A 16,771-nucleotide genomic window follows, 5' to 3' on the forward strand; every position below is an offset into this window, starting at 1 on the left:
CTAAGTTATAGATGAACTTAAATATAGGTACAATTTTGAAAACGCATATTCACCCTGTTCCTTTAGAAAAATCATACCGACTTTTAAATCATGGGCCGACTGTGCTCGTCTCTGCTAAAGATCAAACCCATACTGGTGTGATGACTGCAGCATGGGCATGCGCCTTAGAGTTCAACCCTGCAAAAGTGACAGTAGTACTGGATAAATCAACTAAAACACGTGAGATTATTGAGAATTCAGGCTATTTCGCCTTACAAGTACCGACACTGAAACAACTCAAACTCGTCTATGCACTTGGCATGATGAGCCAACGTGATGCGCCAGAAAAATTACGCCAATGTGGCGTGGAATTATTTCAATTTAATCACTCAGATATTCCTGTGGTTGAAGGTTGTGCTGCTTGGCTACTGTGCAAACTTATTCCTGAACCTCACAATCAACAAACGCACGATCTGTTTATTGGCGAAGTCATTGCTGCCTATGCAGACGACCGCGTCTTCCGTAACGGACATTGGTATTATCATGAAGTAGAAGATGAATGGAAAAGCCTACATCATGTTGCTGGCGGGCACTTTTATACCATTGGTAATCCTGTATCTGTAGACGAGGCATCAGACTAAAATAGCGCTGTGAGATATGTCGTTTATCTAGGGCTAAAAATGGATAATCATCCGTTTTGAGCATTTTCATGCTAACTTTAACTTAATTTTAAATATTGAATGAATGGATATGACGTTTAAAATACATACATTGGATGTCAAAAATTCACTGCAAAATTATATTTGGCTGCTTGAACACACCGAAAGCCATGATGTCATTGCAGTAGATCCTACTGAAGCCGCTTTGGTCGAGCGCTATTGTCAGGAACATCAACTCAATCTCACACAAATTTGGTTAACGCATTGGCATAAAGATCACGTCGGTGGCGTACCGGAACTTATTCAGGATAAAAACATTGCCGTTTACGGTCCCCGTGCAGAATTAAGCCGTATTCCATGGGTGAATTATCCTCTCGATCATAATGACCGTTTTGAATTTCATGGTCTTGAGATTGAAATAACAGCAACGCCCGGCCACACCCTCGGTCATATCGTATATTTTATCGCTGACATTCATACGCTTTTCAGTGGCGATGTATTATTTGCTATGGGCTGTGGACGTGTATTTGAAGGCACCTTTCAACAAATGTACGATTCCTTGAACCGTATTGCCGCATTCCCTGCAGAAACTCAAGTGTATTGTACTCACGAATACACCCTATCGAATGCGCAGTTTGCGCGACATGTTGAACCTGACAACCTTGCCATACAACAGCGGTTTGATGAGGTTGAATCAATGCGCATGCTCGGACAATGTACTTTACCAAGCAGTATTGAATTAGAACTAGAAACCAATCCATTTTTACGCGCAGAAAGTGTTGAAGCGTTTCAGCGCTTAAGAGAACTCAAAGACAATTTTTAATTGGATTGCAAGGTATAAGCATTTTAGATTTCATCACAAATAAACTGTTTTATTTGTGATGAATGTTTCGAGCCGATTTATCATTTTATGTTTATAAAATTTGATTGGTTGCAGCAAACTCATCCAGTTCAGCTTGAGTCACAACTCGAACGGCTTGCATTTCATCGATACGTACCATCAATAAACCACCTAATGCAGGCTGATAACGTCGCGCACTGCCAAAAGGCGTATATGCCACTTTGGATTGCTCCGAAAAGACCAACCAATCTTCATGTCCAAGCATCACCGCAACAGACGTCTGCCCTGCTTGTTGCATCTGTTCAATTTTTGCTTTTACAGCGTGCTCAATGTTTTGCATGCGTTCAATCTACTTATACCAATAGATCATAGTATAAAAGCATTTCGACAAATCTTGATGTGAAATAACTTTGCATGCTCACCTATCCAGCGAATTAGGTTTTGAACAAGCTGTTATTTGCAATCCACAACTGCATGCCCAAACAGCTGTGCATTCTAAGCCAAACAATCGTTTATTTTGCGCACAGCTTCTCTATAAACATAGTTCAGATTTTAAGCCAGCAGTTAAAACCCAAATTTTTAAAATACGTTATATTTACTTACATTAAGTTTAGCTTGTTATAAAACAGCGAGTTAAATAAGTTTATACCGTTTACAAGCCGATAATCTGTTTATTTATCCATCAAAATTTCATATTTTAAATAAAAGTTTTCCATTTCCCCTTTAAAAAATATTTTGACACCCCTATTTAATATTTTAATGATTGATAAGGAGTTCGCTCGTGAAAAAAGTGGTTAAAGCAAAAAATTTAGTTGCCTTCCGTCTTTGGTTAGAAAAGTTAGGATATTCTGTTCGTACACTGGCAGATAATCGTGGATTTACATTCAGTTTTAAAAAAGAATATGGTCTAGTGACTGTAGACTTGTCTGGTAATGCTTTGGCCATGCAGCTCGGTGAAGAGTTTGAAGATCATTTAAAGGCATAATCTTCTTTAAAATTTATTCGAACGATTAGAAATAAATGATTTAATTCGATTGATTCGAATCCGCATTTCTAAATTTGCCCGTATATGCGGGCTTTTTTTCACCTTTGTTTTACTGACTCATTTTAACGAGATAAATTTCAGACAATAAAAAAGCAAGGTATAAAACCTTGCTTAATCTAATGGTGGGGACGGAGAGACTCGAACTCTCACACCTCGCGGCGCTGGAACCTAAATCCAGTGCGTCTACCAATTTCGCCACGTCCCCAACTCGGGTGCTGACAATGTCAGACTTTAATTTTTTAAAAACCTGTTTATTTGGCAACTTAATAAATTAAGTGGTGGGGACGGAGAGACTCGAACTCTCACACCTCGCGGCGCTGGAACCTAAATCCAGTGCGTCTACCAATTTCGCCACGTCCCCAACAGGGTTGCTGACATTGTCAGACTTTTTAAAACTTGGCAGAGGATCAAGGATTCGAACCTTGACGAACGGTTTTGGAGACCGTCATGCTACCATTACACCAATCCTCTGTGACCTTCATTACCAAACTCATGTTTAGTAATTCAGTGGTGGGGACGGAGAGACTCGAACTCTCACACCTCGCGGCGCTGGAACCTAAATCCAGTGCGTCTACCAATTTCGCCACGTCCCCGATGGCTGTGTATATTATAGAGATCACCCTTACATGACAAGCCTTTTTTATAAAAAAGCATCTTGTTTGTTTAAATAAAAAACAATAGTGCTTTTTTTGTATTTTTCTTAAGCAAATTCAGCAACTAAGTCGCTTTTTAAGCGATAAAAATCCACCAATCTGTCATTTTTTTGCTTCATCAACATGTGTTGCAATAGCTGACTAAACCCTTGATATTGCATTGGCAGATCAAGCTTTAAGCGTTGGCAATGTAAATAGGCCCAATCTTGATAGTTTTTTGCCTCTAAACGCTGTGATGTCAGCCATTCCAAGAAAATAATCCCCAGCGCATAGATATCACTGTGCAAAGATTTTACTTGTCCATGGAAAAGTTCTGGAGCCATATAACGTGGTGTCGCAGTTAAGGCATTTTGCTGATCAAAATCTAATGGTAGCGCTTGCTCAAAGTCGATGAGTCTGCACTGCCCTTGCCAATCCACAAAATGCTCTTGTTTTAAATCTGCATGTATCCAACCGTGCAAGCTTAATCGTTCAACCACATCGAGAGCTTGCCATAGCACCTGCCTCACCTGCTCAATGCTCAAATTCGATACAGGCTGTAAGAACCAAAGCTCAGCATTGGGCAGTATTAATAGGCGATCAATAGGCTCTTGCTGAATACTGAGATGCGTCTCTTTTATCACTTGAAAAGGTAGCGTGATACTGTTTTGTGTAGACGCTTGATTGAATAGCTGGTACAGCTCAATTTCTCGACCAAAACTAGCTACATGTTCAGGGCTGCTGTCACTGACTTGCGCCTTGAGCCAATAACGTTGTTGATTGAATTGAAATTGATATAGACGACGGCCAAAAACCAAACTTTTGGTTTTGGTTTTTGGCTCGCAAATGGTTTGCGCTAAATCTGTAGATTTAAACCGCAATAAATTCTGCATGTCGTTGACTGGGTTCATTTTGATAATTTAATAATTCCAAACAATGCTGAATGGTCTTACCAATGCGGGCTTGCGTTTCGATTAATGAAATCTTCGGCCAAGTGGCTCTTTCACCTTCACGCTGCAATACTTTAAACAGATAAGGTCGAGGATTTTGCAACATATAACTATAGTGTCTTAAGCCATATTTCCCCACAATATTGACATCACCATAGTAACGCTGATCCACCACGCCATAACCATGATCAAGCAAACGTCTTACAGGTGGGATACTTCCTGCACGCTCACGGGCAAAATCCATCACCCCTTTACTAATCACCTTACCTTGACGACGAACGATCCGCTCAGGCCAACTCAACATGCTTTTACGAAAGCGTGAAGCATCATCCTGCATAAACGGCACAATATGCGGATTGACCTGACTAGCGATACTGTAATTAATATTATACAAACGCGCCATTTTCTCCTGTGGGAAATCACTGCGCACACTGCCATCCACCCAACGCGTTGCCGACATATATGGCGTAAATTGCCCGTCATAACGCTTACTGGTCAGTCGTACCGGTGGAAATAGAATAGGCACTGCACATGATGCCAGCACCGCACTCCACACCAACAAATCGGGTGATGTATACGCATTCATAATTCGTGCATCTTGTGATGCATCATAAGGCGCAACTGCCACATTGATATGCAGACCTGATTGCTTATATGCTTCGGCAAAAGTTAAGTCACCTAAGTTTTCAACCAAAAACTTTTTCAGATATTTTACATCTGCCAAACCGCCATTACCCTGCACTAACTCAGTCAATTTACGAAAGTGAAATGCCTCACTAAAGAAATTTTGTCCGTTTAATAAATTGGTAAACTCTGACGGTTTAGATACACCCAACATCCCGGTCATAATTGCGCCAGCACTGGAACCAGACAGAACTTTTGGCATCAAATCTTGTTCCATCAGTGCTTTACACACACCGGTATGAAACAAGCCTAAAGTTGAACCGCCGGAAAACATCAATACAGGTTGTCCATAGGCTTTTTGGCTTTGTTCAAAGAATTCAATTTTTTGTGCAGCATTGAGACAAACGCATTCTTCAGATGCGATAAATGCCAAACTTTGACTCACCTCATCAACATAGTCTTCAATAATTTTTTTGGTGCCGACGTAGGCTTCTGTAAACAGTAAAGGATGAGCAATATTGCCCACATCATAAGTTAAACCTTCACTTAAAATGTACATCAAATCTCGAGTACGTTTCTGAGCACGATATCGTCTCAGTAACCCTAAACGATGAGTAATAATTTCTGCATCAAAATACGGTGAACTATTATCGAATTTCCATTCTTGCGCACCCGATTCTTCATCTATTTTAAGTGCGATATCTTTCCATTCTTCATAACATTCAGCACGGTCGAGCTGACGCTTTAATTTTTTTATCCGATATGCCTGATGTGGATTAATACTTTTTGAAAACCCTGTAAACAACATGACTATCCCTCAGCACACTTTAAACTGTTCACTCAGCTAGATTTATAACAACTTTTTGGTTATTCGAATAGCGCTGATCTCCTAGAACAATCATTTAACTTTGACATATTGAGGCGATTATAACTGCATTATTGATGTACACTGCTGTCATATACCAACCAACAACAAGACACGACAAGCTGACTTATCATGGCTACAATTGATTTACCTGACAACATCCTTCAATCACTATCTACTGTACTCTTACAACTACAGCACAGTTTGCCTGAGCTTAAACAAGCACCCGATTTTTCGAGTATCGCTTTTAAATGGCAAAATAAACAGCTTAAAGCCATTCAACAGCCCAAAGTCATGTATTTAGAAGATTTAAAAGGAATTGAGCGTCAAAAAGAAAAAGTGATTCAAAACACTTTACAGTTTTTAAAAGGCTTACCTGCCAATGATGTTTTACTCACTGGCTCTCGTGGTACAGGTAAATCATCCATCGTACGTGCTCTGCTCACCCATTATGCAGACCAAGGTTTACGTTTAATTGAAATTGAGCGTGATGATTTATCTGATTTGCCAGAAATTCAAAAGTTAATTGAAAATCGCCCTGAAAAATTTATCGTGTATTGTGATGATTTGGCATTCAATGCTGAAGATGAAAACTATCGCAGTTTAAAAAGTGTTTTAGATGGTTCATTACAATCAGGCTCGAGTAATTTTATTATTTATGCTACCAGTAACCGTCGTCATTTATTGCCTGAATTCATGCATGAAAATACACCTGTAACCAAGGTAGATGTGCCTCAATATACCGAACTTCACCCTCAAGAAGCGATTGAAGAAAAAATATCTCTTTCTGACCGCTTTGGGATGTGGCTGTCTTTTTATCCAATGGATCAAAATTTATATTTAGAAATTGTTGAACATTATTTGGCTAAAGCCGAGATGCCATGGACAGATGAAGCGCGTGCTGAGGCACTACGTTGGTGTCAAGGTCGTGGGCAACGTTCAGGGCGTGCTGCTTATCAATTTTCAAAGCATTGGATTGGGTCAGAACAACTTAAACAAGCCTAGAGCCAAAAAACTAAATAAAAAAGAACCGCTATAGCGGTTCTTTATAATTGAATATGACAAATGATTCGTTAATTCTGACAAATAGGTGGAAGCACAGAACGAATACCTAAACCATTGGCAATTTTCTGCACTGTGTTTACCACATTAATATCATTAGCTTGATATGAAACCAACTGAATACCCATCGGCAGTCCGCTTTCACTTTGAGTCATTGGAAAAGCATAACTTGGTGCATCTAAATAGTTAAATGGACGCGTGTATTCACCCACATGACTAAACTCGATATCCATTGAGCTTGATACAGCTGCAAGGAATGGGCTCACTGGAAACAGCAAACATTGACCATTTAAAGAAGCTTTAAATGTTTGCTGAAACTTAGTTCGCTCTGCAATCAATGACTCGTATTTTTCCTGTGTAACACTCTTACCGCGCAGCACACGCTGACGAACTAATTCCCACATCTGTGTTTCAGCATTTTCAGCTGTATCGCCATGATATAAATAACTTTCATAAGCAATAATGTCAGACGTCCGGTCCGATAAATCATGAAAATCGAAATGTGCAGGTGGTTGCCAGTTTTTAATTTCGATTCCCAATGATTCAATGCGTTTTAGCCCTTCGCGCCAAAGGGTTAATACCTCAGGCTCAAGCGGATATGGAAATGCAGATTCATCTAAAGCATAAATTACATTTTGACTTGATGCCGCTCCAACATCTACATCCATCAATACATTGACTAAAGCGCTAATATCATCTGCAAATCGTGCAAAAGGCCCTAGAGTATCTAAAGTTTTGGATAAAGGTACTGCACCCGTGTCGGCAATTTTATGGGCTGAAGGTTTAAAACCAAATATGCCATTTAATGCTGCTGGTGTACGAATCGAACCACCTGTATCACCGCCAAAGGCCATAGGACTAAGACCACTAGCCACAGCAACCGCTGAACCTGAAGATGATCCACCCGGTGCAAATTGCTGCTCTGCCCACGGGTTTTTAGGTGTGCCTTGCATTGGATTTTGACCAGACAAACCAAAAGCCAACTCGGTCATTTTAGTTTTACCTAAAATCACAAAACCTAAATCTTGCAATTGATCAACCAGTTTACAGTTCGCTTGCGCTTTTTGATCTAAATAAACCGTACCTGCATAGGTGATATGACCCGCTACATCCAGATTATCCTTTAGTAAAATTGGCACACCATGAAATGGACTCAATCGTGTGCCTTGCTGAAGCAACTCATCTAAATGTTGTGCCTGTTGCAAAGCCTCGATTTCGAATAATTCCGAAATACAATCTAGATGTTTAAATGTTTGGTTTCGATCAATATAAAATTGAACTGTCTCTACTGAAGTTATCTTTTTGCAGGCAATCTGGCGACCAAGCTCAAGTGCAGATAAATTCACAATATTCATTTTATATCTTCCAAACCTTTTCCTGCCGTTTCAGGCATTTTCATAAATGTGATTAATGTTAATAATGCGCCAACCAATACCATAAAATAGAAGTAATCTTGTTTACCAATACTTTGTAGCCAAGTTAGCACATACGGTGTTGTGCCACCGAGTAAAGCCACCATCAAGTTGTAAGGTGCGCCAATACCGACAGCTCGTACTTCTGTCGGAAACTGTTCAGACATGACAGCTGGGCCAATGGCGGTATATAAAGCATATAAAACCAAGCCGAAAAGCTCGACCAATAAAATAGATGCAAACGTGCCATCCATCCATTTAATGATTGGATAAAAGAACACTAAATATCCCACAGCAAACACGATCAACTGCGGTTTACGACCAATTTTGTCTGATAGCCAGCCAAATACAGGCTGACACAGCATAAAGATAATTAAGCCAACCGTATTGGCAGCAAAGGCTGTTTGTGGCTCTGCGCCTAAAACTTTAATGGCATAGGTCGGGACATAGACCACAAAAATATAGAATGCAAATGTTGTTAAGATAGAAATACCCACAATACGAAGCGTTTCTTTCGGATGACGTTTAATCAGTACAACCAAAGGATTTTTTACTGATTCTTTTTTATGGGTCATTTCACTATCAGGTACTGATTTGCGAATCCACATACCCACTAAGCCGCCAATCGCACCCAAAATAAACGGAATACGCCATCCGTATTCGCTCATTTGCGTTTCAGTTAAAGTACTTGTTAAAGCCCAAGCAAGACCTGAGGCCATCAAAATACCAATCGCTGAACTGAAAAACATAAAGCTTGAATAGAATCCGCGTTTATTTTTTGGTGCCATCTCTGAAAGATAAGTTGCCGCTGAAGCGAACTCACCACCCAAAGATAAACCCTGAAGTAATCGCGCTAATACCAAAATAATCGGCGCAAAAATACCAATTGATTCATAGGTTGGTGAAAGACCTATCATCAAAGAACCACCTGCCATCATTATGATGGTTGCGGCCAAAGCTGCTTTTCGACCATAGCGGTCAGAAAAGATACCCAATACGATTCCACCTAATGGGCGCATGAAGAAACCTACAGCAAAAATTGCGAAGGTCGCAAGCAAGGATGCAGTTGGATCACCTGAAGGGAAAAATTGTTTCGCGAAAAATACTGCAAAAGTTGCATAAATCGTCCAATCGAACCATTCAATAGCATTTCCTACAGTTCCTGCAAGAATAACTTTCTTTTGTGATACATTTCCTTGTGTGGAAATTGAGTTTTGCATTTTTGACTCATCCATAAGCGTCTCATTTAATATTTAGACATAAATACAGGTTGTATTTTATTTTCTAGACTTAAATTTAGATTATAATTAGTTTTTAGACAAGTCAATCATCATGAGTGAATCTTTTAGTTTCGACGAAATCGATACTGCATGCATCAAAGCTCTTATCTCCAATCCGAGAGGATCATGGCGAGAACTGAGCCAGATTAGTGATGTCCCTGAAAAAAAGCTGTCTCGACGTCTAGGTAGATTGCTAGATGACCAAGTTATACGAACTGCAATTGAATTAAATCCTGTGGTTGCCAATAAGGGTTACACCGTTCATGTCTGGATCAGTGTGAAATTTGGGAAGGAAAAAGAAGTTGCGCAATTTTTTGCAAACCGTCCAGAAGTACGCATTGTTTTTCTAACCACAGGACTTGCCGATATTTTCCTTGAAATTGGATTAGAAAAGGCCGCCGATCTCTCTGTTTGGATGCATGATTTTGTTACGCATATTCCGGATATTAAAACCGTAGAAACCCAAGCCGTTTTAAAACCATTTACTTGGGCAAGCAAACCCAAAGCTTTAGAAGGTACAAGCGATAAAAACGTCAATTTTAGAAGTTTGACTGAAATAGAGTTAAAACTGATTCATGCTCTGTCTATTGATGGGCGTTCATCTATTAAAAGTTTGGCAGAGCAAATCGAACTCAGTGAACATAAAACTCAGAAATTATTGAATGATTTATTGGAAGAAGGCATTTTCAACATTCGTGTCGATGTAGAACCCAGTTTGATGGGCTATAAGTCCGAAGCGATTATTTTGATTAAAGCTCGTCCAGATGCAGCAAATCAAATTGCCAAAACCTTGTCTGAACTTAAAAACACACGCTGCCTATTTGGCATTAGTGGAGATTCACAATTTTTCTGGCATGTCCTATGTAATGATTTAAGTGATTTATGGAAACTCATTACAGAAGATCTTGGTAATTTTGAAGGCATTCAATCTTGCAATACCAACATGGTGACATTGGCATTAAAACGTGCAGGATTTATGCGAAAAATCAGCAGCGCGCAGTTATTTTCAAATTTAGATTAAAAAAAAGAACCGCAAATGCGGTTCTTTTTTTAACGATTTTTACGCTTCGTTTGGATTACTTAATTCCGTCATCGGCCAACGCGGTGTAGTTGTAACAGACAAACCATCATGCTGACCCGCTTTAAGACGCTGATAACCTGCAAACGCAATCATTGCACCATTATCTGTACACAGCGCAGGTTCTGCATAAAACACATTTGCACGGATTTTTGCCAAGTCAGCTTCTAAGCGCTCACGTAAACGCTTGTTTGCACTTACACCACCGGCAATAACTAAACGTTTTAAACCAGTTTGTTTTAAGGCCTTCACTGATTTTTTCACCAATGTATCAACCAACGCTTCTTGGAATGATGCAGCGATATCCGCCTCACGACCTTCGCCTTCAACTTTTTTCAATTGAACTGAAACGGCAGTTTTTAAACCACTAAATGAAAAATCTAAACCTTGGTGTAGCATTGGACGTGGAAATTCAAAGGCATTGATGTCACCATTGATCGCCAATTTCGAAATATTTGGACCACCTGGGTATGGTAGACCCATCATTTTAGCGACTTTATCGAATGCCTCACCTGCTGCATCATCAATCGACTCACCCAATAATTCATATTGACCAATTCCATAAGCAGCCATCAATTGAGTATGTCCGCCAGAGACTAAAAGTGCCACAAATGGAAATTCTGGTGGAGTTTTAGACAACAAAGGCGCCAACATATGACCTTCCATATGATGTACACCAATTGCAGGTTTATTCAGTGCAAATGCCAACGTACGACCAAACAATGCGCCTGTCATTAATGCACCCATCAAGCCCGGCCCGCGAGTATATGCGATGGCATCAATTTCAGATTTATCAACTTTACTTTCTTCAAGCAATTGTTTTAATAACGGAATTAACTTACGCACATGGTCACGTGAAGCTAATTCAGGTACCACACCACCATATTCTGCATGCAGTTTGATTTGGCTATACAATACTTGTCCGCGTAATCCTTGCTCACTATCGTAGAGTGCGAGTCCTGTTTCATCACACGAAGTTTCCAAGCCTAAAACGATCATTAAACTGCCTTTTGCCCATTTCAAAATATTGCGAAACCTATTATAGACTTGTGATATGAGATGTAAATGAGTAAAATACTGACCTTCACTTGTGATCAAGGGTAATTCGACCCGAGATCTTATCCATAACTTAATGAGGATTCTTCATGCCACAAGTTAAATTGAAAGAAGGCGAACCAGTAGACGTAGCTATCCGTCGTTTCAAACGTTCATGCGAAAAAGCGGGTGTTCTTGCTGACGTTCGTAAACGTGAATTCTACGAAAAACCAACTCAAGAACGTAAACGTAAAAAAGCTGCTGCTGTTAAACGCTACCAAAAGAAATTGGCTCGCGAATCAGTACGTACTACTCGCCTTTACTAAGATTAATTTGTGATTGATTGACTAACCTGGACAAGATAAATGACTACTTTAAAAAACCAAATAACTGAAGTTTTAAAAGCCGCTATGCGTGCTAAAGAAATGGACAAGTTAACGGTAATACGTAGTCTACAGGCAGCAATCAAGCAAATCGAAGTCGATGAGCGCATAGAGCTTGACGATAAGCAAGTTCTTGCGGTCATTGAAAAGCAAATCAAACAACGCAAAGAATCGGTTAAAGCCTTTTTAGGTGCAAATCGAGATGATTTAGCTAGTAAGGAACAAGCCGAGATTGAGGTGTTATCTCAATTTCTACCAGAAGCTATGACTGAGGAAGAACTTGATTCCATCATTGCGCAAACAATTACTGCGCAAGAAGCTACTAGCATGAAAGATATGGGTAAGGTGATGAACTCTCTACGTCCGCTCATAGCCGGACGTGCCGATCCTGCACAAGTTTCAGCTAAAATTAAAGCGAAACTCTCTTAATCTTTCATCTATATTGTTTGATTTGGTCTATTTAAGTACACTGATGACTTAAATAGCCAAATTATCCAAATTCAAAAAAAATTCAAATTTATTCATCATTTATAATTTTCTTTCTTAACTAACGATTTCATACTTACAAATATCTCGCCAACTTCCATCTACTGGATTTTGAATTGCAGCTTGTTCGATTTCAATCAATTTAAAATTTGCTCGTTCACATAGACGTCGTGCTTGCTTGTTTTCTACATCTACAAAAGCGTTTAATTGCTGAAATCCTAGATCATTCAATAATTGATCCACAAATAACTGCAAGGCTTCAGTCATCAAACCCTGCCCTTTAAATTCAACATTTCCCCAAAATCCAACGGCAGCTTGATTTTCCATCCAATTGATTTGATGAATATCCATGATACCTAAAAAGTTATGCGACTGTTGCTCACGAATCACATAAACAAAATTTTCCTTATTTAACGCTGCCAACACTCTCGAATCACAACATGCCAATGAAGCATCTAAATTAGGTTCTTGTAAGGACCAAGCCAAACTTGCAGGAAATATTCGTAAGGTTTCTATACTTTGACAAATAGCCTCATAAAGTGCTTTTGCATCGTGGCGCTGAATCAACTGAAGCGTGATTCTGCCATGACTCATACCAAAATCATCGAGTTTCATTTTTATTCAGTTTCTCGTGATGATTTAAAATGCTTATCAATTTATTTTTAATTTAGGGCACATTGCACATTATATTTTTTTAATAATTGCATCTCTTTTGATGCGATCACCTGCTGAATCACATCCTGCTTATTCATATTACGGTACTCACGATCTAAAAATGCACGATTTTCGTCTGCAGCACGATAAAGATCATTCACATAAGTCTGAACAATACCGCAGTATTTCACTTGCTGGTCTGCTTTAAATCCCTGTTGCTGCGGGTCTAACTGACTAAAAAATTGGCGTACATCGGTTTTATATTTTTCGTTAATATCATTCACAGCGATCACATATTGTTCTGCGCTAGCTGCTGCAATATTCGTTGCTAAGCCCAACAGACAGGCCGCCAAAATCATATTTTTCATTTGTAAGTTCTTAATCATAAACATTTTACATCCAGCTAGTTTACACTGATTAATCTAAGCCACTAAAACTACAATTTGCACTTTATAATCAACATAGATAAGTGCATCACAGTTGAAATCTTTATATTTTTAATTTCCGCTCATTTTGCATTTCGTCTACACGCTGCTTGATTTTTGCAGAAAGACTTTTCGAGTCTTTGGCGATGCGCTGCGCCTGTAGCAAAGATTTAATCGCGCGTTCTTCATCCCCGCCCCAATACTCTACTTCAGCTCGATATCGCAGCACATTGACCGAACGGAAGCTTGCGTCTTTGTCTGCATCAGCCATTTGCAACATGAGTCGCCAACCACTCAAGTCACGTGGATTTGCTTGTAAAAATCGCTGTAGAATCAGTTGTGCTTGCGCATATTCTTTGTTTCGAATCAAAGCCTCTGCATATTTATAATTTAATGCACGATTTTCAGGCATGATGATTGCCGAACTTTTCACAGCGTTCACAGCATCGGCTGTTTTGTTTTGTCCCAACAGCACATCAGTCTGTAAAATCGTAAAAAGTGCATGCGATGCATTTTGTTTTGCTGCTTCATTTAATAACTTTTGAGCAGCAGTAAAGTCACCTTGCTTAATATGCAAGCTCACCAAAGCCAACTCAGCTGCATAATTCTTTTGCGCCACCATCGCATTTAATTGCAATTCAGTCGCCTGACCTGACAATACTCGACTATACCAGCGCAGAATTTCAAAATCTTGATCAACCAAACTAGTTTTAACTTGAGGCAACTGATTGGCACGTAAGCGCGCTTCGCTCATACGCTCCGTGGTTAAAGGATGCGTCAACCAAAAATCAGGCAGAAAGCTCACTCGACTCGTAGAGCGATGCATCACTTCAAAAAAGTCAGCCATGCTTTGCGGATTGTATCCTGCACGGTACATATACTGCATCCCGATGCGGTCTGCTTCACGTTCTTGGTTTCGGCTATAGGTTAGCTGTTTATCCATCAAAGCGGCTTGTGAACCCATCATTACAGCCGCACCCACATCACCATCTGCCTGTGAGGCCACCAAGGCTCCGACCAAGATACCGGCTAGGGACAATAAACCTTGCCCTTTAAAAGCTTCTTGTGAACGACTGTAATGACGTTGTGAGACATGTGCAATTTCATGCGCCATCACCCCTGCCACTTCATCCATGTTGCGAGCTGAATTAATTAATCCAGCATTTAATGCAAATAACCCACCAGGCACAGCAAAAGCGTTAATTTGTGGATCATTAATTAATAACAAACCGACCGGTTGATTAAGTTGAGTTTGGCTCAAAATATGCGTAAAGACAGATAAAAGACGATCTTCCATCCACGGATTTTCAGTCACAGGAAGTTGACGATGCACCTCACGATACACTTTCTCACCAATGGCACGTTCTTTTTGTTGATCCAACAAGCCGACGCCACTACCTATTTCAGGCACAGAAAATTGTGGGGATGAACTAAAATCTACGGACTGCGTCTGCGCCAATGTCGAACAAAGCCCGAGACCACATACCAGTAAAATCTTTTTCAAAGTCTATTCTCTAAATTTCATATTCGTACTTCATCGAATATAGCATTGAATTTTGGTGAATTATGGAGAAAACTGTTGTGATTGTTTATTCAAATTTTGGATTGACCACATAGCGTGGCGCGCGCTCATGTACCAAAACATCCACTAGATTTTGATAAGCCAATTCCGCCATACGTTTACGAGTTGCCGCTGTAGCTGAACCCACATGGGGTAATGTCACGACATTGGCTAATGTAAATAATGGCGATTCTTGAAGTGGCTCTTGCTCATACACATCTAAGCCTGCTGCAAAAATTTGACCACGACTTAATGCATCGATTAAAGCGGCTTCATCAATCACTGAACCGCGTGAAATATTGACCAATACCGCATGCGATTGCATCAAGGCCAACTCACGTTCACCAATTAAAGCTTTCGATTCTGCATTTAAATCCACTGCAACGACCACAAAGTCAGCACGTTGCAACAAATCATCCAAATCGCAATATTGCGCTGATAAAGATTCAGCCAATTCAATTTTTTCTCGGCGATTATGATAGAGCACATTCATATTAAAGCCGTAGCGAGCACGACGCCCAATCGCTGCGCCAATATGCCCTAAGCCAATAATTCCGATGGTTTTAGCAAAGACATCCATGCCAAATTGCTCAGGACCCACTGTACGCTTCCACTGCCCTTGTTTGGTCCATTGATCCAATACAGCCACTTTACGTGCTGCACTCATCAACAAGGTAAATGCTAAATCTGCTGTAGTTTCCGTCAATACATGCGGAGTGTGGCTCAACCAGATATTTTTTTGGTTTAAAAATGCTAGATCATAGTTGTCATAACCGACACTTACACTTGAGATGACTTTTAATTGTGATGCATGGGCTAAATTCGAAGCATTCAACAAACGCCCCGCACCAATCATGGCGTCAGCATCTTTTGAATGCTCAAGTATTTGCTGATTCACATCGCCCAATTTAGGGCTAATTTGGAAAACTTTAAATTGCTGTTCTAAACGTTGAATTATTTCTTGATCTATTTGACTAAAAACCACTACTTTTTTTTGCATAAATTTTCCATTTACGTAATTTAAGTATTTTGTCCTGCCTTGTTTTGCATAAATTGCCATAGGCGTTTTTTTAATAAAGGCTGTTCAATCATTTGCTGTAAAGATGCCAATGGATACACCTTCGCATGCTCTAAATGCGGAATATCGCCTAGACAAATGACATTTTTATCCAAGCTCATCGCATCGATAAAACCCTGTACATAAGATGCTGCACCACGACCATCTTGCAAATTCACCCAGCCAAAAGGCCACTGTAAAGCAAAGAAATCGGCACTGACTGCGCGCTGAATATTGCTCCACAAAACTTGCTGCTCTGCCGTTAATTCTGTGGCATCAATGACAATGACACAGTGCATTAAACAGATGGCTTCTAAGTTAAACGAAGGGATTTGAACAATTGGACGAACTTCAACAGGCTCAACAACCTTTGGTTCATCTTTAGGTGCTTCTACAGGTTGATTTACAACAACATCAACGTTTTTTTTAAGCTCAGTCTGTGATGAAACAGGCGTTGGCTGAGGCTCATTTTTGAGTAGAATTTCAGAGACTATTTCAGGAGCCACCTGATCTCGCCAAATATTTGAGCTAAATTGCTGACACGGAGCCGCCTGAGGAATCCATATATCAATTCCCATTGCCGCCATTATGCTTCGCTGATGCCCAATCATGCTTTCATTTTCACCTATGCAAGGCTTGTTATTCTAACGGGATTCACTCTGTTTTGCTGAACTTTTATAAATCAATTAGACCACTCTATTTCTTTAAAGATTCTGTAGACTTGCTCAGATTACTTTTCATTG

Annotated in this window: 18 protein-coding genes and 4 tRNA genes; 7 read left to right on the forward strand and 15 right to left on the reverse strand. The window is 39.9% G+C overall.

Annotation, left to right across the window (positions count from 1 at the left end):
* The first annotated feature begins 11 nt into the window (after positions 1–11).
* Positions 12–620, forward strand: coding sequence for a flavin reductase family protein (locus tag FTU62_RS10985; RefSeq protein ID WP_180102668.1), 609 nt, complete (start codon positions 12–14; stop codon positions 618–620).
* 109 nt (positions 621–729) lie between these two features.
* Positions 730–1,461: a hydroxyacylglutathione hydrolase gene (gene gloB, locus FTU62_RS10990; RefSeq protein WP_180102669.1), complete on the forward strand. Its 732-nt coding sequence runs from the start codon at positions 730–732 to the stop codon at positions 1,459–1,461.
* 91 nt (positions 1,462–1,552) lie between these two features.
* Here the strand turns inward: gloB and FTU62_RS10995 are convergent, their stop codons facing one another.
* On the reverse strand, positions 1,553–1,819 hold the full coding sequence (locus tag FTU62_RS10995; protein ID WP_257223182.1) for a hypothetical protein: 267 nt from the start codon (positions 1,817–1,819) through the stop codon (positions 1,553–1,555).
* Between the two features lie 441 nt (positions 1,820–2,260).
* Between FTU62_RS10995 and FTU62_RS11000 the strand changes: the two genes are divergently transcribed.
* The gene (locus FTU62_RS11000; protein WP_078188846.1) at positions 2,261–2,464 is read left to right on the forward strand and encodes a hypothetical protein; all 204 of its coding nucleotides are present in this window, start codon (positions 2,261–2,263) and stop codon (positions 2,462–2,464) included.
* A gap of 180 nt (positions 2,465–2,644) precedes the next feature.
* Here FTU62_RS11000 and FTU62_RS11005 read toward each other — a convergent pair.
* The 6 genes from FTU62_RS11005 to FTU62_RS11030 all read right to left on the reverse strand — a co-directional run bounded on the left by FTU62_RS11005 (position 2,645) and on the right by FTU62_RS11030 (position 5,538).
* Positions 2,645–2,729, reverse strand: a tRNA-Leu gene (locus tag FTU62_RS11005).
* 71 nt (positions 2,730–2,800) lie between these two features.
* Positions 2,801–2,885, reverse strand: a tRNA-Leu gene (locus FTU62_RS11010).
* A 36-nt stretch (positions 2,886–2,921) separates the two neighbouring features.
* Positions 2,922–2,995 (reverse strand) — tRNA-Trp (locus tag FTU62_RS11015).
* A gap of 37 nt (positions 2,996–3,032) precedes the next feature.
* Positions 3,033–3,117: transfer RNA gene (locus FTU62_RS11020), tRNA-Leu, on the reverse strand.
* A gap of 107 nt (positions 3,118–3,224) precedes the next feature.
* Positions 3,225–4,049: a protein kinase gene (locus tag FTU62_RS11025; RefSeq protein ID WP_180102670.1), complete on the reverse strand. Its 825-nt coding sequence runs from the start codon at positions 4,047–4,049 to the stop codon at positions 3,225–3,227.
* Entirely contained in the window at positions 4,027–5,538 is a 1,512-nt protein-coding gene (locus tag FTU62_RS11030) for a DUF3336 domain-containing protein (protein ID WP_180102671.1), read from the reverse strand. Before FTU62_RS11030 ends, FTU62_RS11025 begins: the two co-directional genes overlap by 23 nt.
* Before the next feature lie 189 nt (positions 5,539–5,727).
* On the opposite strand from FTU62_RS11030, the gene FTU62_RS11035 reads away from it, so the two are divergent.
* Entirely contained in the window at positions 5,728–6,600 is an 873-nt protein-coding gene (locus FTU62_RS11035) for an ATP-binding protein (protein WP_180102672.1), read from the forward strand.
* A 68-nt stretch (positions 6,601–6,668) separates the two neighbouring features.
* Here the strand turns inward: FTU62_RS11035 and FTU62_RS11040 are convergent, their stop codons facing one another.
* Together FTU62_RS11040 and FTU62_RS11045 are read right to left on the reverse strand one after the other, a co-directional pair.
* Positions 6,669–8,012: an amidase gene (locus FTU62_RS11040; protein ID WP_180102673.1), complete on the reverse strand. Its 1,344-nt coding sequence runs from the start codon at positions 8,010–8,012 to the stop codon at positions 6,669–6,671.
* Entirely contained in the window at positions 8,009–9,304 is a 1,296-nt protein-coding gene (locus FTU62_RS11045) for an MFS transporter (protein ID WP_180102674.1), read from the reverse strand. Before FTU62_RS11045 ends, FTU62_RS11040 begins: the two co-directional genes overlap by 4 nt.
* A gap of 97 nt (positions 9,305–9,401) precedes the next feature.
* Here FTU62_RS11045 and FTU62_RS11050 point away from each other — a divergent pair, with 97 nt between their 5' ends.
* A complete protein-coding gene (locus tag FTU62_RS11050; protein ID WP_180023872.1) occupies positions 9,402–10,370 on the forward strand; it encodes an Lrp/AsnC family transcriptional regulator in 969 nt (322 codons plus the stop codon).
* 39 nt (positions 10,371–10,409) lie between these two features.
* Here the strand turns inward: FTU62_RS11050 and tsaD are convergent, their stop codons facing one another.
* On the reverse strand, positions 10,410–11,426 hold the full coding sequence (gene tsaD, locus FTU62_RS11055; RefSeq protein ID WP_078193616.1) for a tRNA (adenosine(37)-N6)-threonylcarbamoyltransferase complex transferase subunit TsaD: 1,017 nt from the start codon (positions 11,424–11,426) through the stop codon (positions 10,410–10,412).
* A 146-nt stretch (positions 11,427–11,572) separates the two neighbouring features.
* Between tsaD and rpsU the strand changes: the two genes are divergently transcribed.
* Together rpsU and FTU62_RS11065 are read left to right on the forward strand one after the other, a co-directional pair.
* A complete protein-coding gene (gene rpsU / locus FTU62_RS11060; RefSeq protein ID WP_001136722.1) occupies positions 11,573–11,788 on the forward strand; it encodes a 30S ribosomal protein S21 in 216 nt (71 codons plus the stop codon).
* 39 nt (positions 11,789–11,827) lie between these two features.
* Positions 11,828–12,274 (forward strand): GatB/YqeY domain-containing protein, encoded by a 447-nt coding sequence (locus FTU62_RS11065; protein WP_078193617.1) that lies wholly within the window; start codon positions 11,828–11,830, stop codon positions 12,272–12,274.
* A 114-nt stretch (positions 12,275–12,388) separates the two neighbouring features.
* On the opposite strand, the gene FTU62_RS11070 is transcribed toward FTU62_RS11065, so the two are convergent.
* From FTU62_RS11070 to FTU62_RS11090, 5 genes are all read right to left on the reverse strand, one after another.
* Positions 12,389–12,946, reverse strand: coding sequence for a GNAT family N-acetyltransferase (locus FTU62_RS11070; protein WP_180102675.1), 558 nt, complete (start codon positions 12,944–12,946; stop codon positions 12,389–12,391).
* 47 nt (positions 12,947–12,993) lie between these two features.
* Entirely contained in the window at positions 12,994–13,353 is a 360-nt protein-coding gene (locus FTU62_RS11075; RefSeq protein ID WP_111885700.1) for a hypothetical protein, read from the reverse strand.
* A 121-nt stretch (positions 13,354–13,474) separates the two neighbouring features.
* Positions 13,475–14,914, reverse strand: a complete 1,440-nt coding sequence (locus tag FTU62_RS11080) for a M48 family metalloprotease (RefSeq protein ID WP_180102676.1) — start codon at positions 14,912–14,914, stop codon at positions 13,475–13,477.
* Positions 14,915–14,999: 85 nt separating this feature from the next.
* Positions 15,000–15,971, reverse strand: coding sequence for a D-glycerate dehydrogenase (locus FTU62_RS11085; RefSeq protein ID WP_180077691.1), 972 nt, complete (start codon positions 15,969–15,971; stop codon positions 15,000–15,002).
* Positions 15,972–15,991: 20 nt separating this feature from the next.
* On the reverse strand, positions 15,992–16,639 hold the full coding sequence (locus tag FTU62_RS11090) for a hypothetical protein (protein ID WP_180102677.1): 648 nt from the start codon (positions 16,637–16,639) through the stop codon (positions 15,992–15,994).
* Positions 16,640–16,771: the final 132 nt, after the last annotated feature.

The sequence above is a fragment of the Acinetobacter sp. YH12126 genome (assembly GCF_013418745.1).
GTDB classification, from domain to species: Bacteria; Pseudomonadota; Gammaproteobacteria; order Pseudomonadales; family Moraxellaceae; genus Acinetobacter; species Acinetobacter amyesii.